This window comes from Marinobacter sp., assembly GCF_965229985.1.
Lineage (GTDB): Bacteria > Pseudomonadota > Gammaproteobacteria > Pseudomonadales > Oleiphilaceae > Marinobacter.
On record NZ_OZ245935.1, the window covers coordinates 3,750,860 to 3,773,666 of the forward strand.

19 protein-coding genes are annotated in these 22,807 nt (G+C 59.5%); 11 read left to right on the forward strand and 8 right to left on the reverse strand.

Annotated elements, in window-relative coordinates; all coding sequences use genetic code 11:
• Positions 1–4: 4 nt before the first annotated feature.
• The 4 genes from dapF to ACO06L_RS17170 all read left to right on the forward strand — a co-directional run bounded on the left by dapF (position 5) and on the right by ACO06L_RS17170 (position 4,187).
• Positions 5–919 (forward strand): diaminopimelate epimerase, encoded by a 915-nt coding sequence (gene dapF / locus ACO06L_RS17155; RefSeq protein ID WP_202347978.1) that lies wholly within the window; start codon positions 5–7, stop codon positions 917–919.
• Between the two features lie 16 nt (positions 920–935).
• Entirely contained in the window at positions 936–1,682 is a 747-nt protein-coding gene (locus ACO06L_RS17160; RefSeq protein ID WP_421846033.1) for a DUF484 family protein, read from the forward strand.
• Positions 1,683–1,701: 19 nt separating this feature from the next.
• Complete coding sequence (xerC, locus tag ACO06L_RS17165) at positions 1,702–2,634, forward strand: tyrosine recombinase XerC (RefSeq protein WP_202348041.1); 933 nt, start codon at positions 1,702–1,704, stop codon at positions 2,632–2,634.
• A 68-nt stretch (positions 2,635–2,702) separates the two neighbouring features.
• Positions 2,703–4,187 carry a GGDEF domain-containing protein gene (locus tag ACO06L_RS17170; protein ID WP_202347976.1) on the forward strand — a complete coding sequence of 495 codons (1,485 nt, stop codon included), beginning with the start codon at positions 2,703–2,705 and terminating at the stop codon, positions 4,185–4,187.
• Here the strand turns inward: ACO06L_RS17170 and ACO06L_RS17175 are convergent.
• On the reverse strand, positions 4,181–4,414 hold the full coding sequence (locus ACO06L_RS17175) for a DUF2789 domain-containing protein (RefSeq protein ID WP_064228490.1): 234 nt from the start codon (positions 4,412–4,414) through the stop codon (positions 4,181–4,183). The genes ACO06L_RS17170 and ACO06L_RS17175 overlap by 7 nt on opposite strands.
• A gap of 96 nt (positions 4,415–4,510) precedes the next feature.
• Here ACO06L_RS17175 and ACO06L_RS17180 point away from each other — a divergent pair, with 96 nt between their 5' ends.
• Positions 4,511–7,312: an ATP-binding protein gene (locus tag ACO06L_RS17180; protein WP_202347975.1), complete on the forward strand. Its 2,802-nt coding sequence runs from the start codon at positions 4,511–4,513 to the stop codon at positions 7,310–7,312.
• A gap of 13 nt (positions 7,313–7,325) precedes the next feature.
• On the opposite strand, the gene ACO06L_RS17185 is transcribed toward ACO06L_RS17180, so the two are convergent.
• Entirely contained in the window at positions 7,326–7,691 is a 366-nt protein-coding gene (locus ACO06L_RS17185) for a hypothetical protein (protein ID WP_202347974.1), read from the reverse strand.
• A gap of 218 nt (positions 7,692–7,909) precedes the next feature.
• On the opposite strand from ACO06L_RS17185, the gene ACO06L_RS17190 reads away from it, so the two are divergent.
• A complete protein-coding gene (locus ACO06L_RS17190; protein WP_202347973.1) occupies positions 7,910–8,515 on the forward strand; it encodes a hypothetical protein in 606 nt (201 codons plus the stop codon).
• 142 nt (positions 8,516–8,657) lie between these two features.
• Positions 8,658–10,739, forward strand: a complete 2,082-nt coding sequence (locus tag ACO06L_RS17195) for a patatin-like phospholipase family protein (RefSeq protein WP_413816179.1) — start codon at positions 8,658–8,660, stop codon at positions 10,737–10,739.
• Positions 10,740–10,745: 6 nt separating this feature from the next.
• Here ACO06L_RS17195 and ACO06L_RS17200 read toward each other — a convergent pair whose 3' ends face one another.
• The 3 genes from ACO06L_RS17200 to ACO06L_RS17210 all read right to left on the reverse strand — a co-directional run bounded on the left by ACO06L_RS17200 (position 10,746) and on the right by ACO06L_RS17210 (position 14,019).
• The gene (locus tag ACO06L_RS17200) at positions 10,746–11,423 is read right to left on the reverse strand and encodes a GntR family transcriptional regulator (RefSeq protein ID WP_064228432.1); all 678 of its coding nucleotides are present in this window, start codon (positions 11,421–11,423) and stop codon (positions 10,746–10,748) included.
• Between the two features lie 83 nt (positions 11,424–11,506).
• Positions 11,507–12,937 carry a cardiolipin synthase gene (gene cls, locus ACO06L_RS17205; protein WP_202348040.1) on the reverse strand — a complete coding sequence of 477 codons (1,431 nt, stop codon included), beginning with the start codon at positions 12,935–12,937 and terminating at the stop codon, positions 11,507–11,509.
• Complete coding sequence (locus ACO06L_RS17210) at positions 12,937–14,019, reverse strand: AraC family transcriptional regulator (RefSeq protein ID WP_202347971.1); 1,083 nt, start codon at positions 14,017–14,019, stop codon at positions 12,937–12,939. Before ACO06L_RS17210 ends, cls begins: the two co-directional genes overlap by 1 nt.
• Before the next feature lie 388 nt (positions 14,020–14,407).
• On the opposite strand from ACO06L_RS17210, the gene ACO06L_RS17215 reads away from it, so the two are divergent.
• The 4 genes from ACO06L_RS17215 (at position 14,408) to ACO06L_RS17230 (ending at position 17,915) form a co-directional block, all read left to right on the forward strand.
• Positions 14,408–15,205, forward strand: coding sequence for an alpha/beta fold hydrolase (locus ACO06L_RS17215; RefSeq protein ID WP_202347970.1), 798 nt, complete (start codon positions 14,408–14,410; stop codon positions 15,203–15,205).
• Positions 15,206–15,306: 101 nt separating this feature from the next.
• Entirely contained in the window at positions 15,307–16,389 is a 1,083-nt protein-coding gene (locus tag ACO06L_RS17220) for an SMP-30/gluconolactonase/LRE family protein (RefSeq protein WP_202347969.1), read from the forward strand.
• A complete protein-coding gene (locus ACO06L_RS17225) occupies positions 16,389–16,850 on the forward strand; it encodes an acyl-CoA thioesterase (RefSeq protein WP_064228427.1) in 462 nt (153 codons plus the stop codon). Before ACO06L_RS17220 ends, ACO06L_RS17225 begins: the two co-directional genes overlap by 1 nt.
• Positions 16,851–16,931: 81 nt before the next feature.
• Positions 16,932–17,915: an NADP-dependent oxidoreductase gene (locus ACO06L_RS17230; protein WP_202347968.1), complete on the forward strand. Its 984-nt coding sequence runs from the start codon at positions 16,932–16,934 to the stop codon at positions 17,913–17,915.
• Here ACO06L_RS17230 and ACO06L_RS17235 read toward each other — a convergent pair.
• From ACO06L_RS17235 to ACO06L_RS17245, 3 genes are all read right to left on the reverse strand, one after another.
• Positions 17,901–19,799, reverse strand: a complete 1,899-nt coding sequence (locus ACO06L_RS17235) for a cation:proton antiporter (RefSeq protein ID WP_202347967.1) — start codon at positions 19,797–19,799, stop codon at positions 17,901–17,903. The two genes, ACO06L_RS17230 and ACO06L_RS17235, sit on opposite strands and share 15 nt — an antisense overlap.
• Before the next feature lie 21 nt (positions 19,800–19,820).
• Positions 19,821–20,612: a tRNA cyclic N6-threonylcarbamoyladenosine(37) synthase TcdA gene (tcdA, locus tag ACO06L_RS17240; RefSeq protein WP_202347966.1), complete on the reverse strand. Its 792-nt coding sequence runs from the start codon at positions 20,610–20,612 to the stop codon at positions 19,821–19,823.
• A 274-nt stretch (positions 20,613–20,886) separates the two neighbouring features.
• Entirely contained in the window at positions 20,887–22,662 is a 1,776-nt protein-coding gene (locus tag ACO06L_RS17245; RefSeq protein ID WP_202347965.1) for an acyl-CoA dehydrogenase C-terminal domain-containing protein, read from the reverse strand.
• Between the last annotated feature and the right edge of the window lie 145 nt (positions 22,663–22,807).

Consider the following 22,807-nt stretch of genomic DNA (forward strand, 5'->3'; position numbering starts at 1 on the left):
GGAGATGACACAGCAACGCCGGAGTCAGGGCCCCATGCTTCGATTTACCAAGATGCACGGGCTGGGTAACGATTTCATGGTGGTGGATGCCATCAGTCAGCCGTTCCGTCTGCGACCGGAGATGATTCGGGAACTGGCTAATCGGAATTTCGGGATTGGCTTCGACCAGCTGCTGGTGGTGGAGCCGCCCGGGCTGCCGGATGTGGATTTCCGTTACCGCATTTTTAACGCGGATGGCTCCGAGGTGGAGCAGTGCGGCAATGGTGCCCGTTGCTTTGCCCGATTCGTCCGTGACCAGCGTCTGACCAACAAGAAAGTGATCCGGGTTCAGACCGCGAAGGGTGTGATTGAGCTTCGTGTGGCGCGCGAAGGGATGGTCATGGTCAACATGGGCGTGCCCGAGTTCAATCCGCCGGCAATTCCTTTTGCAGCTGACCGGCGCAAGGATGTCTACACCGTGGATGTGGACGGCCAGACAGTGGAACTGAGCGCCCTGTCCATGGGTAACCCCCACGGCGTGTTGCTGGTTGAGGACGTGGACCAGGCGCCGGTGGAAACGCTGGGGCCCAAGCTTGAGCGACACCCGCGATTCCCGTCCCGGGCCAATATCGGGTTTTTGCAGATCCTTGATCGTACCCATGCCCGCCTCCGGGTGTTTGAGCGGGGCTCCGGTGAGACTCTGGCCTGCGGTAGCGGCGCCTGTGCTGCCGTTGTAGTTGGCTGCTTGCGGGGCTTGCTGGATTCCCGCGTGGAGGTCGAGCTGCGAGGTGGCAAGCTGGTCATCGAATGGCAGGGTGAAGGGACCCCTGTTATGATGGAAGGGCCTGCAACCAGCGTATTTGAGGGGCAGTTAAGGCTGCCAGGTGAAGCTGGTGGTCGCCGCCGCAGAAGCGGTCGCCCCCATAAACAAAGATCCTGACAGCCAGGAGTACTCCATGACAGAACAAACGGCCCGCCAGAAGGCCGGTGAGCTCACCCGGGAAGAGGTGGCAGACTACCTGCGAGCCAACCCCGATTTCTTTGTCGACCAGGATGAGCTGCTACGCAGTCTGACCCTGCCCCATGACAGTGGCCGGGCTATTTCCCTTGTGGAGCGCCAGGTACATCTTTTCCGGGAGCAACGTGACACCCTGCGCCGGGAATTGGTAGAGCTGGTGTCCATCGCCCGCCACAACGACCGGTTGTTCGAGAAGAGCAAGCGGCTGTTGATGCAGGTGATTGAAGCCCGGACCCTCAACGACATGGCCGCAGCCATTGATGACAGCATCCGTGGTGATTTCGGGCTCGACGCCGCCTCCGTGCTGTTGTTCACCGATGTCGAGCTGCCCGAAGCCTCCCAGGGCGCGCTGCATGTGGTGAGCCCATCCGTGGCCCGGGATCGGCTCGGTAGTCTGCTGGAAGGCGAGAGGGCTGTGTGTGGCCAGTTCCGTGAAAGCGAGCGTGAGTTCCTGTTCCCGGACCGAGAAGAACCGATTGCCTCCGTGGCGCTGGTGCCGCTGAGGCATGATGAGCTGGTGGGCGTGTTTGCGGTCGGCAGCTGCCAGCCGGGCTATTTTGACCAGAGCATGGGGTCGCTTTTTCTGAGCTACATCAGCGATACCCTCAGCCGCCTGCTGCCCCCGATGGTGCAGCGCCACACCACGGCTGCCCCGGTCACCGATATGGCGACGGAGTCCCGCTAGAGTGTCGGAGGTTCCGGCGGTGCCCCATGAGCTTTCCGGGCCGCTGACGGATTTTATCCGGCACCTGGCCTCCGAAAAACGCCATTCCCCCAGAACCTGCGACAGCTACCAGCGCGACCTGCTGCGTCTGGCGAGCTGGCTTACCCTGTCTGGCTTTACCGCCTGGCAGCGGGTGACCAATCATGATTTGCGCCGCTATGTGGCGACTCTCAGTCGGGAGGGCCTGTCAGGGCGAAGCATTGCCCGGCATCTCTCCGCGACCCGTCGGTTCTACCAGTTCCTGCTCAGGGAGAAGCTGGCCTCGGATAATCCGGCGTTGGATATCCGTGCCCCGAAGAGTGGTCGTCGTTTACCTCGAGTGGCGGACGTGGACCAACTGAATCAACTGCTTGATGGCCAGCCGGATGATCCCCTGGAAGTCCGCGATCTATGCATGTTCGAGCTGATGTACTCCTCGGGGTTGCGCCTGGCGGAGCTGGCGAGTCTGGATCTGGATACCGTCGATCTGCGCGGCGGTGAAGTCCGTGTGGTGGGTAAAGGCGGTAAGGAACGGCTGCTGCCGGTAGGGCGCAAGGCGATTGCGGCCATTGAGGAGTGGCTGCGACACAGGGTCGCGCTGGCCAATGAGGGTGAAACCGCACTGTTTGTCAGCCAGAGGGGCGAGAGGCTCAGCCACCGCAGTATCCAGGCCCGCCTAAGCCGCTGGGGCATCAGCCGCGGTGCCGACCAGAAACTCCATCCACACCTGCTGCGACACTCCTTTGCCAGCCACATGCTTGAATCCAGTGGCGACCTGCGGGCCGTACAAGAGTTATTAGGGCACGCCGACATTGCCACAACCCAGGTCTATACTCATCTTGATTTTCAACATTTAGCTCGTGTTTATGACCAGAGTCACCCCAGGGCGCGTCGCGATAAGTATCATGGTAAGACCGGCGACAAGAACGCCTGATGCCGTCAACGGGCGGGCAAGACATTTGCGATCTTCAACATTACAGCAAGGGTAAGCGGGAGCATTCCATGGCATCGGATCAGTCCTGGAAGGAAAAGTACCTTCAGGAGCTCGAGTCTGCAGATAACAGGGAGAAGCAGTGGAAGGCGGAACGGAACACCCTTGAACGCATGCTGGTGCGCACCAGCCTTGCATCCGAAGGCCAGACCCCGGAACTGGACCGTCTGTTGGCGCGAATCCGCAAGGATCTGAGAAAGAACAGGGTGGATGTAGACGCCTGGAAGGAATTGCAGGACCAGATTGATCGCCAGGTGGCCCTTCTCGACGAACGCCAGTCCTCCAATGACAGGAAACCTTCCTTTTTCTCCCGAAAATCGCGGGAGCCAGAACAGCAGCAACAGCAGCAGACTATTACAGAAGCTCTGCCCGAGCGTACCGAGCAGCCAGAGGCTGTCCCGGGCAATGATCAGGATATCGAGGACAATGCCCAACGGCTGCGTATTGCCCGCCGGGTAGGCCAGCTATTGGGGCAAATGCTTGCCCAGGTTTCCCTGGAGCCCGCAGCCGAGGCCCGTGCACGGTCGCTTCAGCAATCCCTGCTGGCCAGTAATGACTGGGACGAATTGCGGGAAGGGCTGAACCATGTGGCCGAACTGGTTATAGCCGCGGTAACCCGCAGCAAGCGTGAATTCGAAGACTTTCTGAAGCGACTGGATGAACGGCTGGAGCTGTTGCGAGAGCATTTCTCGGCCCAGTCGTCGGCCCAGTCCGGGCGGCTCCACGCATCTGAGGATCTCGACCGGGAAATACGTGAGGAAATTGAACGTGTCGGGCAGCGGCTGCAGGAGAGCGACAATCTGCAGGACCTCAAACAGTCGGTCAGTCGTCACCTTGAATCCATCGGTCAGGCGGTCGGCCGCTTCCGGACCCAGGAATCGGAACGTGAACGTGCGCTCTCCGAGCAGCTTGAGGCGATGCAGGAGAAAGTGGCGGCCATGGAGGCTCATTCCGAACAGATGCAGGAACAGGTCCGCAAGGAACGATTGCGCGCCATGACCGATCTGCTTACCGAGTTGCCCAATCGCGAAGCCTGGCAGGAGCGCCTTTCATTCGAGTACAACCGCTGGCAACGCTACAGCCATCCTCTGACCGTGGGCGTGCTGGATATCGATCTGTTCAAACGGATCAACGACTGCTACGGCCACAAGGCCGGCGACAGGGTACTGCAACTGGTTGCGAAAGAATTCAGGGAACGCTTGCGCACCACCGATTTTGTGGCCCGGTTTGGCGGTGAGGAATTCGTGGTGCTGTTCCCGGAAACCGAGCCTGAAGACGCCCGCACGGTGGTGGATAAATTGCGTGAGCACGTCGGCAAACTGCCCTTCCACTTTCGCGGAGAGCCGGTCACCGTGACCTTTTCTGCCGGGCTGGCAGGCTTTGTTGTCGGCGACACTGAAGAGTCGGTGTTTGATCGGGCAGACCGGGCCCTTTATCAGGCAAAGGACGCGGGCCGCGATCAGGTTGTTATCAGCGACAATGCCACCGCTCAGTGACGCATCATCGCATCCAGCTCATCAATGATTTCCGCCCAGTCGCTGTCTTCCTCCAGGCCTTCTTCCAGGAAGTGAGACTGGCTTTCGGACCAGATGGGAGCATCTTGGATGGCAACCTCGCTTGGCAGGGGCGAGTACCTGGCGACAAAATCCTCAATGCTCTTGGCGTCGGACGCCAGGCCTAGTTGCTCGAACAGAGTACTGAGGGTGTGTTTGCTGGTGTCCATGGACATTCGTCTCCCGTTGGCCGTTTGCCTGAATGAAATCAATGGCGTTTGCAGGTATTGTTCCCTGAAATGTAGCGGAACCCTTAAGGATATCCAGTGAAGGTTACCCTTGCCTTTGTACTATGCTGCCTGTTGGCGCTGTTTCAATCCCCCCTGCGGGCGGAACCGCCGCAAGCATCGCCGGCACCGGTGCTTGGCAAGCAGGAACTGAGCTGGTTGGAAGACCAGGACCGCTTTCGCATCGGACTTCGCAGTGATCAGGTGCCGCTGGTTTTTGATACCGGTAATGGCGTTCTTGCCGGGACTTACATTGACTATCTCGCACGTCTCTCAGACAAGCTGGGAGTGACCATGGAGCCCGTTGTCCTGGAAACAGGACGCGAAAGTGGTCCGGTTCAGAGCGAGCTGGCGACCGATGCAGTTCTCACCACGCGGATGCCCGGCATGCCGGTAGTTCCCGGTAAACGCTTTACTGACCCCCTGATGTCCCTCACCTACGGTCTGTTCGTGAGTGCCGGCGATGCTGCCATTCGTACTCTGGCCGATCTGGAAGGCAACCGGATTGCCGTGATCGCCGGTGATCCCAATCAATACCCCATGCTCGACCCCGTGGAGGAGTTCACGCCGGTGCCGGTGAGCAACGTCAGCGAAGCCGTCGGACAGATACTCTCGGGGCAGGCCGATGCATTTCTGGCGCCGGTTCCGGTTGTTTCCGATTATCTGCAGTCGGCCATGGTGAACGGCATCGGGCTGTCGGTCCTGCTGGACAGCAACCCGGTGGATGTCGTGTTACAGGTGGACTCTGACAACGATCGACTGTTCCAGGTGCTGAACAAGTCCATTGCCGCGATCAGTCACAACGAACATCGCACTATCCGCCAGTCCTGGCTGCAGGCAGACCAGCCAGCCATGGAGCGAAGCGGGCTGGAGCTGTCGGCATCGGACATCGAGTGGCTCAAGCAACACCCGAACCCCAAGGTTGCCTTCCGCTCGGATTGGCCGCCGTTTGAATACACCCAGGATGGTCGGCCTACGGGCCTTATTCCGGACCTGCTTACCCGGCTCGAGGCCCAGTTGAATGTCCGGTTTACCCGGACGGTGGCAGGGAGTCGGATGGATGCTGAAGAGCAGCTCCGATCCGGTGAGGTTGATATATTGCCGGGATTGTCACGGACACCTCGCACGGAAGAGGCCTTTCTGTTCACGCGGGCCTATCTGACCGTTCCCATTGCTCTTGCCATACGGGATGACGGGCGTTTTATTGGCGACCTCCGCGAGCTCCGCAGTGAGCGGGTGGGAGTGGTGAACCGGCACGCTGCACATGATTACCTGCTGATTAATCATCCGAATCTGGACCTGTACCCCATGGAGACCGTGGAGGAGGGGCTCCTGGCGCTATCCAATGGCGATCTGGATGTCATGGTTACCCACATCCCGGCGGTCAGTTACACCGTGGCCCGGCTGGGTCTTTCCAACCTCCGTATTACCAGTATCACCCCGTACCAATACGATCTGCGGCTTGCGGTACGCAAGGACAGTCCGGAGCTGCATCGGGTATTGAACAAGGCATTGGGCAGCCTCGAGGCCAGCGAGACAGAGTCGATCTACAACCGCTGGATCCATCTGGATATCGAGCAGGAAACCGATTACACGGTGGTGCGTAGAGTGGTGTTGATTGCCATTCTGGTGGTGCTGATCTTTCTGTACTGGAACCGGAAACTGTCCCGGGAGGTGGATGAGCGCATTCGTTCCGAGAATGCCCTGCGCCGGAGCGAGGACGAATTGCGCGCCGCCAAACTGGAGGCCGAACGTCTTGCCCGCGAAGCCGAGGCGGCCAGCCTGGCCAAGAGTGAGTTCCTGGCCAACATGTCCCATGAAATCCGGACCCCGATGAATGCGGTGATCGGCTACAGTGATCTGCTCAGCAACAGCGTTACCGATCCACAGCAGCGGAACTATCTGGATGCAATCCGGGCTGGAAGCCGAAGCCTGCTGATGCTGATCAATGACATTCTGGACCTGTCCCGCATCGAAGCCGGAAAGATGAGGCTCGACTATTCTGCAGTGTCTGTACGTCGCCTCCTGGACGATGTTCGCCACATCTTTGACCTGCGGGCCCGTGAGCAGGGCATCACTCTGGAAGTGAGTGTCGACTCACGTATGCCCGCCGCCATGATGCTGGATGAGACCCGGCTTCGGCAGGTCCTGTTCAACCTGGTGGGCAATGCCATCAAATTCACCCATGACGGTGGTGTGACGGTTCGGGCCACCGCTAAGCCGCTCAAGAAACGATTCGATAACGCGGAACAGAGCACAGAGGCGCCGGAGCGCCAGTATTACAAATTGGTTGTCACGGTCAGAGATAGTGGCATCGGAATCCCGCAGGATCAGGTGGAGCGGATCTTTGATGCCTTCGAGCAGCAGGAGGGCCAGAACACCCGCCGTTATGGCGGTACCGGGCTCGGATTGGCCATCAGCCGGAAACTGGCCCGGATGATGGGCGGCGAACTGGAAGTGGAGAGTGAGCCGGGTACAGGTTCGGTGTTTACGGTGACGCTGCCTCGGGTAGAGGCCACGGTGGAGCAGGCGGAAGACGAGGGGGCGCCGAAGGAATCGGAACGTCTGCTGGCCCAGACTCTCAGCATGCAGGAACGGGGCTGGCTGAGGGAGCAGCTGGCGGCGGACTTCGGTGATGAGTGGGAGACCGTAAGAGAGAGCGGCGATCCGGAACAGATGAAAGACTTTGCGCGCCGGGTGCTGGCCTGGGGCCAGCGATTCCGCTCCCGGTCCGTGACACGCTACGGCGAAAAGCTGCTTGCTGATGTCGAGGCGTTCAACCTGGATGCTGTCAACAGCACCCTTGAGGCGTTCCCGAAACTGCTCGGCCGTGAAGAGTGAGGAATCGGGTGCCTCAGAGGCAATCGAACTGCGAGCGGCGGTCGAAAGCGACCGAGACCATGTCGTAGCCGGAATCAGACAGCTGCCGGATCAGTTCGCGGTCTTTCAGCAGGGTCATGCAGACCTTGTGCACGCTTGCCTGAAGCTGTTCCGATTCCATCTGATTCGAGGCCAGGCGGAAATCCACAATCAGGTACTTGCGGTCGACCGCGGCGCTGGCAGGAATATCCTGCCGTTCAACGCTCTCGTAACCGATATAGGTCGCCTGGGCCGCCGGAAACACCTGGCTCATGAGTACGTCGATGTTTTCACCATGGGCAAAAGGCGCCGACAGCAACAGGGCCGCGACCGCGATGTGAAGCGAAGGTTTGATAATCATTGGAGGCCACTCCCTGGTGACAATCCGGTTAATCTGTAACCAAGTGTAAAGTTTGGTTACCGTTGATTATTGCAGAGTCTGTCGCATTTTGCGTGATATGTGACATTAATTTTTCAATTGTTTGCACTCTCGATACAGTGGCGGGTGGGGTTTCGGGCTCCCGGTGCGCGACTCGATCAACTATGATGTAAGAAAGACGGACGTTAAGAGGAAAACGCATGTTTCAGCTTGTCTTTAAAGGGGAATGCGTTCCCGGAACGGATCTGGAAACCGCGCGCAATAACGCCCGCACCCTGTTCAAGGCCTCTCTCGACCAGGTAGACCGTATGTTCAGTGGTCAGCCGGTGGTTATTCGTAACAAGCTGGAAGAGGTTCAGGCCGAAAAATACCGGGCGGTACTGAAAAAGCATGGCATGGTTGCATATGTTCAGCCGATGGCCGATGCCCGGCCTGCTGCCGATGCTGCAGCTCAGCCCAGGCCTTCGGCCCCGGCAAACCAGCCGCGTCAGCAGCCGGAGCCCGCTAGCCGCCCCGCGGAGGAGAAACGGAGTGAGGTTCCCGAGACCGAGCCCGGCGATCGTCTTCCGGTGGCAGGCGACAAGGTGGACACCATTCTCTCAGGTTCTGGTCTTAGTCTGGATCCGGTCGGAGTCACTCTGGCAGAGAAGACCGAAGTGGAACCCCCAATGTTCCAGCATCTGGAGGAGTGGAGCCTGGCTCCGCCCGGCAGTGATCTGGGTGTGGAGCGTGACCTGCCGCCGCCGGTGATACCCGATGTGTCCCACCTCTCGCTGGCGGACGACGACTCCTCCGAGCGGAAATGAGCCAGTTGTGAATCAGCGCAACCGTTGGGCCTGGATTGCGCCCTGGCTGCTGACCCCAATCCTGTTTCTTCTGGCGCCTTTGGCTCCGGCTGAGGAGCGCCCCCGGGTGGGGCTGGTTCTCAGTGGTGGTGGCGCCAAGGGTATGGCCCATGTTGGCGTGCTGAGGGTCCTGGAGGAAATGCGGATTCCCGTAGATCTGGTGGTCGGCACCAGCGCGGGTTCTGCGGTTGGCGCCCTGTACGCCAGCGGTATGCCGGTCAGTGATATCGAGCAGCGTTTTATTGAAATGGACTGGCTTTCCAGCTTTCGCGATGACCCCGGCCGGGTCTACAAGCCGGTTCGGCGAAAGCAGGAAGACTGGCGGTTTCCGGTGGTTCCGGGAATCGGTGTTCGCGCCGATGGCCTGCATGTCGGCGGCGGGCTGATTGCCGGCCAGAATCTTGGTTTCATCCTCAATGAACTGACCCGTAACGCCGCTCTGGTTGAAGACTTCGACCGGCTTCCCATTCCCTTCCGGGCCGTTGCCACGGATCTTGAGACTGGTGAGCAGGTGGTGATCGGTGACGGTAACCTGTCCGAGGCCATTCGGGCCAGCATGAGCATTCCCGGCGTGTATGCGCCGGCAGAACGCGATGGCCAGTTACTGGTGGATGGTGGCGTCGCCAATAACCTGCCAATCAGCGTTGCCCGGGAATTGGGCGCGGAGGTTATTATCGCCATAGATATTACCGACAGCCTGATGCAGACCGACGAACTGCGAGGTGCGTTTTCCGTGGTCGGTCAGCTCACAACCATCATGACCAGAAGAAACACCGATCAACAGCTGGATCTGCTCGCAGAGCGCGATGTCCTGATACGCCCGGATCTGGAAGGCTACACTTCCGCCGATTTCTACGATGCTCCGGTACTGTTTGAGCTGGGCGCCAGTTCCGCCAGGGAACACGGTGTCGAGCTGCGTCCACTCTCGGTGTCCAGAAAGGCGTGGGCGGCCTGGCGGGACCGTGTGGCAACACGGGACGCGGGCGCAGACATCATTTCACGCATCGAGATCGAAGACAGTCGTCGGCTGGCCCGCGACTTCCTCAAAGAGCGAATCCGACAGAGAACTGGCGAGCCTCTGAATACCGAGCAGCTGGAGGCCGATCTTAAACGAATCTATGGCCTCGGCTACTACGAAATCGTGTCGTATTCGACGGCGTCGTCGCCTGAAGGTACGGTCCTCATCATTCGCGTCCAGGAGAAAAGCTGGGGGCCGAACTACCTGTCTTTCGGACTCAATTATGAGGACAACTTCGACGGGGAAACCCGTTTTAATCTGGCGTCAGCTCTTCGCATGACCGAGTTGAACGAGCTGGGTGGGGAGTGGCAGACCGGTGTTCAGCTTGGCACCGAACCCTGGCTGCGGAGCCAGTGGTACCAGCCTCTGGATTACGGGTACGAGCGCTTCCTGGTGCTGGGTGGCGAATATTCCAGGGATACCTTCAGCCAGTTTGATGCCTCGGGCACGCGCATTGCGGAGGTGGACGTGACCTTCCGAAAAGCGGATCTGGCACTGGGTATGGAAATTGGCGGCAATGCGGAGATTCGCCTGGTCTATGCCCGGGGCTATGCCACGGTGGATGAGCAGATCGGCCAGCCAATGGCCCCTGAAGGTTCCGTGCATCAGGGTGGCATAGCCCTGCAACTGGTTCATGACTCGCTGGATGATACGTTTTTCCCTCGCGCGGGTGGTTTTGCCGGTCTCCGGGGGCGCTTCGAGCGTGAGGGGTTGGGGTCAGACCGGGAGTTTGATTCGGTCACCGGCCTGGCGCTGGGTACTGAGAGCTGGAAGGGCCTGACGTTGACCGGGCTGGTGTATGCCCATGCCGTAACGAAGGGCACGCCAGGTATTGAAAATGCGGTCCGCCTGGGCGGTTTTCGCCGGTTGTCGGCTTACGCCCCGGGTGAAATTACCGGAGACAACGCCTTGATGGTCTCAGCCTACGCCAGCCAGAGCTTCGGTGGACCACTGCTGCCCTGGTTTGTGGGCGCCGGGTTCGAGGCGGGTAATGCCTGGCCTTCGCTGGATGCGGCCAGTTGGGACAGCTCGGTGAAATCCTCCAGTGTGTTCGCGGGCGTGGATACCTTCCTGGGCCCGGTTCAACTGGCCGCAGCCTACAACAACGAGGATAACTGGACGGCCTACCTAAATATCGGTTTTTCGTTCACTCAGCTCTTCTACTGAGGGCCCTCAAGCCGTCTTGTTGCCGGTCTTTTCAATGGCTGCAAGAACCTGCTGACATTGTTGCAGGGCATAGCGGTGCAGTATCTCTGCCAGCCGGTCTTCATCCCGATCCTTGATGGCGCTGATGGATTGCTCCATGTGCGACAGGTTGTCTTCGAGCACCTGGTTGCCTCCCTGTTGGAAAGCGACAAACGCACAGCGCTTCGCCGACGGCCAGAGATCATCAATGGCCGAGACAATGAAATAGTTATCGGCATAGGCCAGCGACGCCTTGGTGTACTCGATCCCCAGTTCCAGAAAGGCCATCAGATCGTTCTTCTGGTAGCAGGCCTGCATCTGGTCATAGAGGTTTTCCAGCCTGGCCATATCATCAGGCTGCCAGTTACGCACCAGCTTGCGCCCGGTATGGGTGAGGTAAAGTTCCAGGGTTTCGTAAAGGCTGCGGACGAAGTAGTCATCCAGCGGGGTCACGAACGCACCTTTACGGGGAACGTTACGAACCAGATGCCGCTTCTCCAACAGCAGCAGCCCTTCCCGGATGGATCCGTGGCTGACGTCCATCTGCTTGGCCATGGCCCCCTCATAGATCCGTTCTCCGGACCGGAGCTGGCCAAAGGCAATCAGGTTCTCGATGTGGCGGGCGACCTGTTCGGTCAGTGTTTCTCTGGGTTTGAAGGCATTCATGGTGATCTGTCGCTACTGCATACTGGCTGAATCGTGTAGGCATAGTCGCACATCGGGTATTTCTCGGCCAGTGGCCTTGCATTCTACAGCAACGGTGCCAGCAGCCGGACCGCACGGCAAGCCAGGCGGAACAGGATCGAGCGGTCCTTGTAGTCGCTTTCGGTCATCAGGCGGGAGCCGTCCAGATCCTGTTCCAGCATGGATTCCACACTGCGGATGAAATGCGGTGCTGTAGTAATGGCGGTGATCTCGAAATTCAGTCGCATCGAGCGGTTGTCCATATTGGCCGTTCCTACTGCTGCATACCGATCATCCACCAGGATCACTTTCTGGTGCATGAAGCCTGGCTGGTAGCGATAGATACCAATCCCGGTCTTGCAGGCCTGGACCAGGTAGGAGTAAGCCGCCAGGCCGATCAGGCGGCTGTCTGATTTCTCCGGAATCAGGATCCTCACGTCGATCCCCCGAAGGGCCGCCAGCTGCAGCGCATTCATGATCTGGAAGTCAGGCACGAAGTAGGGCGAGGCGATCCAGAGCCGGGATCGGGCGTTGTTGATGCAGTTCAGGAAGAACAGGGTGCAGGTTTCCCAGGTGTCGGCCGGCCCCGTCGGCAGCATCAGCACCTCGTCGTCCCCGGGCTGGTTGTCGGATGGCTTCCAGTCGAGGCTGGGAAAATCGTTACTGGCCCAGTTCCAGTCCTCCAGCCAGGCCAGCTGCAAGCCGGTTACTGCCGGGCCTTCAATCCGGCAATGGGTGTCGCGCCAGGGTTCCTGGTCCATGGCGGTGCCCAGGTATTCGTCCCCCAGATTGATACCGCCCACAAAGCCGACTTTACCGTCGCAGACCAGCAGCTTGCGGTGGTTCCGGAAATTGATCTGGAACCGCCGCCTGCGGATGTTGCCGTCGCCAAACGAGGCCACGCGGGCGCCGGCGGCGGCTAGCTGCTTCAGGTAGTTCCGCGGCAGCCAGACGCTGCCGATGTCGTCGTACAGGAACCAGACTTCCACACCCTGGGCCAGCTTGCGTTCGAGAATAGACTTTATCCGGCGGCCAACCCGATCGGAACGCACGATGTAGAATTCCAGCAGGATGTAGTGCTCGGCATCTTCCATGGCCTCGAACAAGGCCTCGAACGTGGCCTCACCATCCCTGAGCAAGGTACATCGGTTGCCATCGGTAAACGGCTGGCGTCCCAGCCGGCACAGCACCTGTAGCTCGTCCGTAAAGCGGTCGCTGGTCGGGATCGGTATGGAGGTAGTCTGCTGTTCGAACCGGTTCAGCAGATTGGTCAGGGATTCGTCTCCAAGGCGCCGGGCTTTTACGTAGCCGCCGAAACGATAACGCCCGAACAGGACGAACATGGGCACTGCAATATAGGGCAGCGCGATCAGGCCTATAATCCAGGCGATGGCGCCCTGGGTGGTGCGGTAGGTAAGCAAAATGCGGTAGACGCAGGCGAATGCGCCGAGATAAATAGCGCCAACCGCAATCGCAACCAGAGACAGGTCGTCCATCATTGCTCTCCGTCGCCGGCGCCCGGCCTCTGGTGATCTGCGTCTGAGGTTGCCAGATGCCGCGCGCGGTACTCGGCCGGCGAGGTGCCGGTCCAGCGCTTGAACGCCCGGCTGAAGGCACTCAGCTCTGAAAAGCCAAGCAGGAAGGCTATCTCGCCGAGGGCGTACTGGTCTGCGGCGACATACCTGAGTGCCTTGTCCTGGCGTACCTGCTCCACCAGGCCATGAAAGCTGAGGCCCTCCTTTTTGAGCTTTCGGTAAAGCGTCTGGCGGCTCATGTGGCATTGGCGGGCCAGGGTGTCAGCATCAATTTTCTCGGTTGCCATCTGCTTTGAAATCAATCGGCGAATCTTGCGACCGAAAGAGCGCCGGGTCTGCAGCCTTGCCAGGAGCGAGTTGACCTGCTTCAGCACTGCTGAATAGACATAGGGGTTGCGGCGGGGAATCGGATGTCCCAGATGCCGGCTGCTGAATGCCAGGCGGGTAATGCCACAGTCGAATCGGACCGGGCCACCGAGGAGTTTTTCATACTCGTCCGCATACACGGGGGCGGGGTGCGCAATCTCCACCCATTCCGCCCGGATCCCCGGGTGGATGAAGTGCCGGGTGCGGGTGATGGACGCAGCGAGGGTCCGGTCCATATCCTGCCGGCAGTAGTGTTCGGCCCGGTCCGGCTGCCAGCAAAGGATGGCCTGGTCGGCGGTCTGCTCGAAGCTCAGGAATACCGACTCGTTGATCAGCCGGTGCAGGCGCACATACTGGGTAACCGCCTCGCCCAGCGTATCGCAGTTGAAGAACACGTGCCCGACCAGCCCCATTCGCTCCGGGTCCACGACCTGACCGGCATGCAGCCCGACACCCGGGTCGCCGGTAACAAGCTCGGCGTGCTCCCAGAGCCGGTAATGGGCATCCGCGGGTACGCGACGGTCCGGGTCGGTGAGTTCCGACATTGCCAGCCCGGTCAGCTGCTCAACGCGTGGTGCATTGAGCACGCCCTGGCGCTCAAGGTAGTGGACCAGTGCCAGCGTGCTGGAGGCAGCGACCAGGGGAGCGCTGGTGGATTCTGGTTGGGCAGATGTCACGTTGATAGTTAACGACCTGTCATGATGACTGATACAAAATGTCAAGTGTATGCAACCGCCTGTCAACGGTCACCCGTGGCTTTAACGATAGCATCAGGTTATCAGGTTGAAGCAATGGAAAAGCAATCAGGAGGTGTTTTATGGAACAGGAAATTTTCGTACCCCATACCGAGCTTGAGCGTCAAAACGTTATTGAGCTCGCTGAGTACCTGAACAGCATCTTCTATTGCTGATTTCTCAGGCGTAACGTCTATGACCTTCTGCCGGGCTCTGCCCGGCTTTTTTTCGTCCTCTGAAAATGACCGCCAAAACCGGCACTTGCTCGCAAGACTGGCAGTGGTAATGTATCCGGTTTGAGAACGCAGACCAATCCGGAGACTGACTGCCCATGACTGTTGCGCTGAATCACCGCATTACCGGCGAAGGCCCGCCCCTGATCCTGTTGCACGGGCTGTTCGGATCCCTCGACAACCTCGGTGGCATCGCCCGCCGTCTGGAAGACCAATGGCAGATCCATGCGCTCGACGAGCGTAACCACGGTAGCTCACCGCACATCGACACCATGGATTATCCGGCAATGGCCCGGGATGTGCTCGCCTACATGGATGCACAGGGCCTGGACAAGGTCAGTCTGCTGGGCCACTCCATGGGCGGCAAGGTGGCGATGCAGGTCGCCCTGCAGGCCCCGGAGCGCGTAGATAAACTGATCGTGGCCGATATCGCGCCGGTTTCCTACAAGCCCCGGCACGATGCCATTCTGGAAGGATTGACCAGCATGGATCTGACCGGTGTGCGCTCCCGCCAGGACGCGGACAGACTCATGGCCGATTTTGTCGAAGAGCCGGGTGTGCGCCAGTTTCTTCTGAAGAACCTGGAGCGCATTCCCCGGGAAGAGCAGCAGGAGGGCGGCCCCATGTTTCGCTGGCGGCTCAATCTGCTGGTTATCGATGCCTGCTATGAAAATCTGGCCAAAGCGCCTGAGGGCGATGGCCCGTTTGATGGACCCGTGCTGTTTCTCAAGGGCGCGGATTCGGCCTACATCCAGGAGAAACACCGGGATGATATTCAGCGACTGTTTCCCCGGGCGCAGTTGCGTATCATCCAGGGTACCGGCCACTGGCTGCACGCCGAAAAGGCCGATTCCTTTGCCGCCCTTTGCCGCCGTTTCCTCGGTGCCGGTGACTGACCTGGTTGTGTGTCGGGTATTTTCCTGCCCACCGGCCGGTCTGCTAAGGTAACCCAATCGCTGACACACGGAATTGACATAACAACAGGCGGGCAGAGTGTATGAAATGGATGGTGGGGTTGCTGGTTGTTTTCCTGCTACTTGGCAGCTTCCTGCTGACACCGTCGCCTGTTGACAGCAAAGCCTGGAATCCGCCCTCGCCGCCGCCCCTTACCGGGCCTATTGCGCCGAACGAACGACTGAGACTCGCGGACCTTCTGGCCAGGGGCCAGGTGTATGGTCCCGAGGATACGGCCATCAGCGAGGACGGCGTGCTCTATACCGGCACCCAGGATGGCTACATTGTGCGGGTGTTCCCGGATGGTCGGGTTGAGAACTGGTTGTCTACCGACGGCCGGCCCCTGGGGATGGTTTTTGACAGACAGGGGAACCTGATCGTCGCCGATGCCTGGCGAGGCCTGCTGTCCATAAGCCCCGATGGCAAGATTACCGTGCTGGCCCGGGAAGCTGAGGGTACCCTGTTCCGGTTCACCGATGATGTCGATATTGCCGATGACGGGCGAATTTACTTCACCGATGCCAGCTCGAAATTCCGTCAGCCGGAGTACCTGCTGGATCTTCTGGAAATGCGCCCCCACGGTCGGTTGCTGCGCTACTCCCCGAAAACCGGCAAGGCCGAAGTCCTCCTGGGCAACCTGCATTTTGCCAATGGCGTTGCGGTATCTCCGGAGGGTGACTACGTGCTGGTTAACGAAACCTGGAAATACCGCATCCTCAGATACTGGATTCACGGGCCCAGAGCCGGGCAGGCAGAAGTGTTTGCCGACAACCTTCCCGGTTTTCCAGACAACCTGGCGGTGGATGAGCAGGGCCGCTACTGGGTAGCGTTTCCAACCTTGCGGAACCAGAAAGTTGACGCCATGCACCCGAGGCCCTGGCTCAAGGATCTGGTGGCCAAGCTCCCGGACAGCCTGAAGCCCGCGCCACAGGAATATGGTCTGGTGATCGCCTTCGATCGGGATGGCGACGTTATTACCAGTCTCCACGACACCCGGGGAACCCATCTTCAGGAAATTACCTCGGTCAATCCCCACGGTGGCAACCTGTACTTTGGTTCACTTCACAATGATCGTATTGGTCGGCTACCGTTGCAGGCCATTCCCGGTCTCGGAGAGAGCAACTGATGCAGCACCAAGACATTGCCTGGGATCTTCCGGCGCCCTTCACCATTGATATAACGGTTCAGGCCGAGGATACCGACCGGCTCGGACATGCCAATAATGTTGTCTATGTGCGCTGGCTGGAGGATGTCAGCTGGGCTCACATTGAAAGTCTGGGTATGAGCTGGTCGCTGCACGAGAAAACCGGAAAGGCGATGGCCATTACCCGCACGGAAATTGACTACCTGGCCTCGGCGAACACGGGGGATCAGCTGGTGTTAGGAACCTGGCTGACCGACTACGACGGTCGTTTCCGGTCTGCCCGGCAGTTCCAGCTGGTGCGTCCGTCTGATGGCAAAACCCTGGTCAGGGCGGTCTCCACTCACGCCTGTGTTGATATGAAAAGCCAGCGGCCCGCCCGTGCTCCGAAAGAATTTGCCGAGATTCTCGGTTCTGCTGTTGTGGCCGGAGGTAAGGGGCTCTAGGTCCCCCGAGCTCTTTTGTGCTTTACTTCAGCTAGTCTTGTTCAAAGCCAATCCCGTTTAACCTGTTGTCCGGAGATCCCCATGGAAAAAACTGCTGATCAGAATGCTGAAGCCACGATGCACCATGTGATCTACGATCGATTTGGTGAGCGTGGTGTGCTGCAGGTGGTCGAGGCTGATGTGCCGGTTCCCGGCGATGATCAGGTGCTGGTCAGGGTGCACGGGGCAGGGCTTAACCCCATCGACTGGAAAACCCGCAAGGGGTTGGGGTTCGCGGCCCGGCAGATCGAGAATTCCTTGCCCTGGACGCCAGGTTACGATGTGGCCGGCGAGGTCGTTGGAGTTGGTGCCAACGTTACCGACCTGGCGCCCGGCGACCGGGTTATGGGGATGGTCGGATTTCCGGCCGGCGGGGGCGGTTATGCCCAGTATGCCCTGGCTGCGGCTGATGAGCTGGCCATTGTGCCGGAAGAGCTGGACCTGGTGTCTGCGGGTGCTTTGCCCCTGGCGGCGCTGACCGCCTGGCAGGCACTGTTTGAAATGGCGAAGCTGGAGTCCGGGCAGAAAATCCTGATTCATGCCGGCGCCGGTGGTGTCGGGCATTTCGCGGTTCAATTTGCACTGGAGCGCGGTGCCCATGTCATTGCCACGGCTTCGGCCGGGAACCGGGATTTTCTGGCGGAACTCGGGGTGCACGAAGTGATTGACTACCGCACTACCGATATCGGCGAAGAATGCTATGGCCTGGACGTGGTGCTGGATCTGGTCGGCGGCGATACTGGCAAGCGCTCGCTGCACACCCTTGGCGAGCAGGGTGTCCTTGTCACCATCCCCACCGTTACTGCCGATGAAATCATCAGCGCGGCCGAGGAAATGGGATTACGCGCTCACGGCATGACCGTCCGCCCCGACGTCTTTCACCTGGATGAGATTGCCGAGCTGATTGAGGACGGCGACGTCAAGGTGCACATTGAGAAGGCCTTTCCGCTGGCGGATGTAGCGCAGGCCCACGAACTCCTTGAGGGTGGGCATGTGCGCGGCAAGCTGGTTCTAGATTGTCGATGAAGGGTTTTCGTCGGCTGCCGTATCCTGACCGGCCGAGGGCTCTTCCCCACGGGCTGACGGCTCTTCCCCCTCTTTCTCCTTACGTTCCTTTCTGGCCTGGGGTGGCACCAGGCTGATCAGGATCCAGTCGTCTTCCGGTTTCAGGTCTTTCATGCTGCAAACCGGAGCGACATGCTCTTTGCTGTCGAACGTGAACAGCACCAGAGCCTGGTTCTGGTATTTGTTCAGGAACTCCTCGTAACCAAATTCCTCGCTCAACTGAGTGGTCTTCACCGTATAGCCCTGGCTGACCAGGCTGGCCAGTTTGGCGTAGCTGACGCCGTCGAACAGGCCCCGGGTCATCTGGATTTTTTCGGCCGTCTGGTGCCGGGCCTTCTGGTCCTGGTCACCCTCTGCCAGGCTGAACACGCACTTGTTTCCAAACCAGTCCAGGAAGTGGTACGTGGCGAGGGAATTCATGTGCTTGTATGGAGATATGACCAGCAGCTTGCCGATGCCCGTGAGGTCGAGATGGGTGGACGCATGTTCTGATACGGGGTTGCCAAAGTAGACCTGCAGGTTTTCCATGCGCGCCTGGCGCACGTTTTCCCAGTTGGTATCGGCCAGGGTCACCGGTACCTCATACTTCCTCAGGGCTTTACCGATCATCCGGGCCACCGGGTTGGCGCCCAGGATCAGGAAGCCGTATTCCGCCGGTTCCGCGACCTTCAACAGGCGGGCGACCGGCCGGGCGGTCAGGCTTTGCAGGGTAACGGTGGCGATAATCAGCATGAATACCAGGGGCACCAGGGCGCCGGCACTTTCATAGCCAAGCTTTTGCAACTGGAAGGCGAACAGCGCTGACACTGCCGCAGCAACGATGCCCCGGGGGGCAATCCAGCTCAGGAAGAGCTTTTCCCGCCAGTTCAGGCTTGTACCGATGGCGGACAGGAAAATACTCAGCGGCCGGGCTACCAGCATCAACAGGGCCAACACAGCCACCAGGCCCCAGCCCAGTTCGGCGATCGCCGCAAACTCAACCCGTGCTGCCAGGATGATGAACAGGGCGGAAATCAGCAGAACGCTCAGGGATTCCTTGAACTCCAGAATGCTCTCGATGGGTACCTGCTTCATGTTGGCCATCCAGATACCCATGACGGTCACGGTCAGCAGGCCTGACTCATGGGCCAGTTCGTTGGAGATGGCGTACACGCCAAGCATAAAGGTCAGTGTGCCGGCATTATGCAGGTACTGGGGAATCCAGTGCTTGCGCAATACGATGCCATTGAGATAGCCGGCAACGGCACCGATCACGAAACCCACCGCCAGGGTCTTGCCGAAGATGTAGAGCGAGTGGCCAAACACGTTGCCCTGCCCCCAGGAGACAATCCCCTCGAACACCAGAACCGCCAGCAAGGCTCCGACAGGGTCAATGATGATGCCTTCCCAGCGCAGGATGTTGGCCAGCTTGGAGTCCGGTCGCACGGAGCGCAGCAGCGGTGCAATTACTGTCGGGCCGGTGACGATGGAAATGGCGCCGAACAGCAGGGCGACAGCCCAGGAGACATCCAGAAGCCATCGCGCTGCCAGAGTGCCAATGATGCAGGTGACAATGGAACCGACAGGAATCAGGTTGCGGACCATCTTGCCGTGGCCGCGGATTTCCGCGTAACGCAGGGTCAGGCTGCCTTCAAACAGGATGATGGCGACGGCCAGGGAGATAACCGGGAACAACAGGTCGCCAAATACCACTTCCGGAGCCAAAAAGCCCAGGACAGGTCCGGCAGCAATGCCACCTGCCAGCAGGAACAGGATCGCGGGCATGCGCACACGCCAGGCAAGCCATTGGCAGAACAGCGAGAGGACGCCAATGCTGGCAAGAAGCAGGACAGTACTGACAGGCATAATGGTTTCAGGTCCGTTGATCTATTGGTTGGCGCGCCGGGCAATCCGGTTCAGAAGTCGGGAGGCCGCAAAAAAACCGAAGCTGGCGGTTACCGGGCTGGCGGCGCCAAAGCCGGAGGCGCAATCCAGTCGCACCGGGCCGTCGGTAGCCGGTTTCTGAAGGCAGACTTCGCCGTCTCCGGCAGGATACGTCAGCTGCTCAAGGGAGTATACGGCTTCAATGCCAAAGCGCCGCTTAGGATTCCGGGAAAAGCCGTATTCCCGGCGCAGCAGATTACGTACCTTCGCCAGAAGCGGGTCCTGGGTGGTTTTGCTGAGGTCGGCCACCTGAATCTGGGTGGGATCGATCTGCCCGCCGGCGCCGCCGGCACACACCAACGGAATTTTCCGGCGCTGGCAATGGGCAATCAGGGCGGCCTTGGCCTTGACGTTGTCGATGGCGTCGATCACCCCGGTCATTTCCCCGGTAATCAGCTCGCTGACATTCTTGGTGGTCAGGAAGCCGAAATGCACCCGGATGTCTGCTTCCGGGTTGATCGCCCGCAACCGGTCTGCCATGGCATCGGTTTTGGTGCGTCCGTACTGGCCTTCCAGAGCGTGGAGCTGACGGTTGGTGTTGGACACACAGACATCGTCCATGTCGATCAGGACAATGCTGCCAACGCCGCTTCTGGCCAGTGCTTCAGCGGCCCAGGATCCGACGCCGCCAAGGCCGACAACGGCAATAGTGGCGTGGCGAAAGGCTTCCAGGGCCCGACGCCCGTAGAGTCGTTCGATGCCGCCAAAGCGGAAAGCGTAATCGTCGGCGTTCATGGTATCCCCGTGCTGGTCCGGCCAAAGGCCGGACAGAATCAAAGGTGGCAATTGTAACCCAGTGACCGCACAGACAAAAAAATGGCCATAAAAAAAGCCACGCAGAGCGTGGCTTTAAAAAGTACCCAGTCCGACGGGGAGCTGGGCAGGACTAGTTCAGAGACACTAATCAACGTGATCATTATCAATTTCCAGACCGTCACCCTGAAGGTCACAAGCTGTCATTGTTCGGTCATTTCCGGCCAGAACCAAGAGGCTCCGGCCGGAGTCCGGATCACGCGGCCCAGTGGTCGTCTGAGAACGCCATCAGGCTATCCTTGCCGCTCTGAATGTCGCCCAGCAGCCAGTCGACTTCCGGCAGCAGCTTTTCAAAGAAAAAGCGTGCAGAGACAACCTTGCTCTCCAGCAAGGGCTTGTTGCCTTCGCCGGCGGCAAGCTGCTCGTTGGCAACATTGGCCATGCGGGACCAGAGATAGCCGATCACGGTCAGCGCCATCAGTCGCAGATACGGCGTCGCGGCAGCGCCGGCCTGCTCCGGATCTTTCGGTGCATTGGTGGCCAGCCACATGGTGGCGGTTTCCAGCGCCTTCATGGCGTTCTTGAGTTCCTCCCGGTGCGGCGCCTCCGGATTGTCCTTGAGGTATCCACTCAGGGTGCCGAACAGGGTACGTACCAGCTGGCCGCCTTTCAGGCTCAGCTTGCGGCCCACGAGGTCCATGGCCTGAATGCCGTTGGTGCCCTCGTAGATCCGGGCAATCCGTCCGTCCCGCACCAGCTGCTCCAGCGGCCAGTCGGTGGTGAAGCCGGAACCACCCAGTACCTGCAGCCCGGTGTTGGCGTTGTTGAAGCCCTCGTCGGTCAGGAAGGATTTCACGACGGGCGTGAGCAGTTGAACCAAATCATCGGCGGATTCCCGTACGGTTTCGTCCGGATGGGCAACCGAGAGATCCAGCTGGTGTCCGGCAAACAGGGCCAGGGCACGCATGCCTTCGTTAAGGACTTTCTGGCGCATCAGCATCCGGCGCACATCCGGGTGCACGATGATCGGATCAGCGGGACCATCTGGGTTCTTCGGGCCGCTCAGTGAACGGCTCTGCAGACGCTCACGGGCAAAGCCGAGACTTTCCTGGTAAGCCATTTCCGCCAGGCCGAGGCCTTGCATGCCCACCATCAGGCGGGCCTCGTTCATCATGGTGAACATTGCCCGCATACCGTCGTTTGGCTCGCCGACAAGCCAGCCCTTGGCACCCTCGAAGTTCATGACGCAGGTGGCAGAGCCCTTGATACCCATCTTGTGCTCAAGACCGCCACAGAAGGCAGGATTGCGTTCTCCGGAATCCGGCAGGAACTTGGGAACCACGAACAGCGAAATGCCTTTGGTGGTATCTGGCGCACCCGGCAGCTTGGCGAGGACCAGGTGCACGATGTTATCCACCAGATCGTGCTCGCCACCGGTAATCCAGATTTTGGTGCCCTCGATGGCGTAGCTGCCATCTTCATTCGGAGTGGCGCGGGTGCGAATCAGGCCGAGATCCGTGCCGCACTGGGGTTCGGTCAGGCACATGGTGCCTGTCCACTCGCCGGAGATCAGCTTTTCCAGGTAGATCTTTTTCAGTTCGTCCGACCCGTGGGCATGCAGGGCGCTGATGGCGCCGTGGGTAAGCCCGGGGTACATGCCCAGGGAGAGGTTGGTGGAGCAGACCATTTCATCCACCACGAATTTCAGGGTGTGGGGCAGGCCCTGACCGCCGTATTCCAGTGGCGCGTCCAGTGCGGTCCAGCCGCCTTCGACAAACTTCTTGTAGGCCTCCTTGAAACAGTCCGGTGTTTTCACCGAGCGAGATTCAGGGTCGTAGGTGCAGCCTTCCCGGTCGCCTGCTTGGTTGGTCGGCTGGATGACTTCCGCAGCCAGCTTGCCGGCCTCATCAATGACCGCAGAAATCAGATCCGGGGTGGCATCGGCGTATTTTTCCAGCTCATGCAGCCGGTCTGCGCCCAATACATCAAACAACAGAAAGCGAAGGTCGTTCGCCGGAGCCTGGTATTGCATGGATACTCTCCTAGGTGCGCTTTTTTACTGGAGTGCTGCCCGGAACGGCAGAACACCGAAGGTGATTTGAACATTGGTTTCATACGCCCGTTTTAATGTGCTGGTTCACCGTTTTGGCAGTCCGGACGATAGAATTTTCGTATGT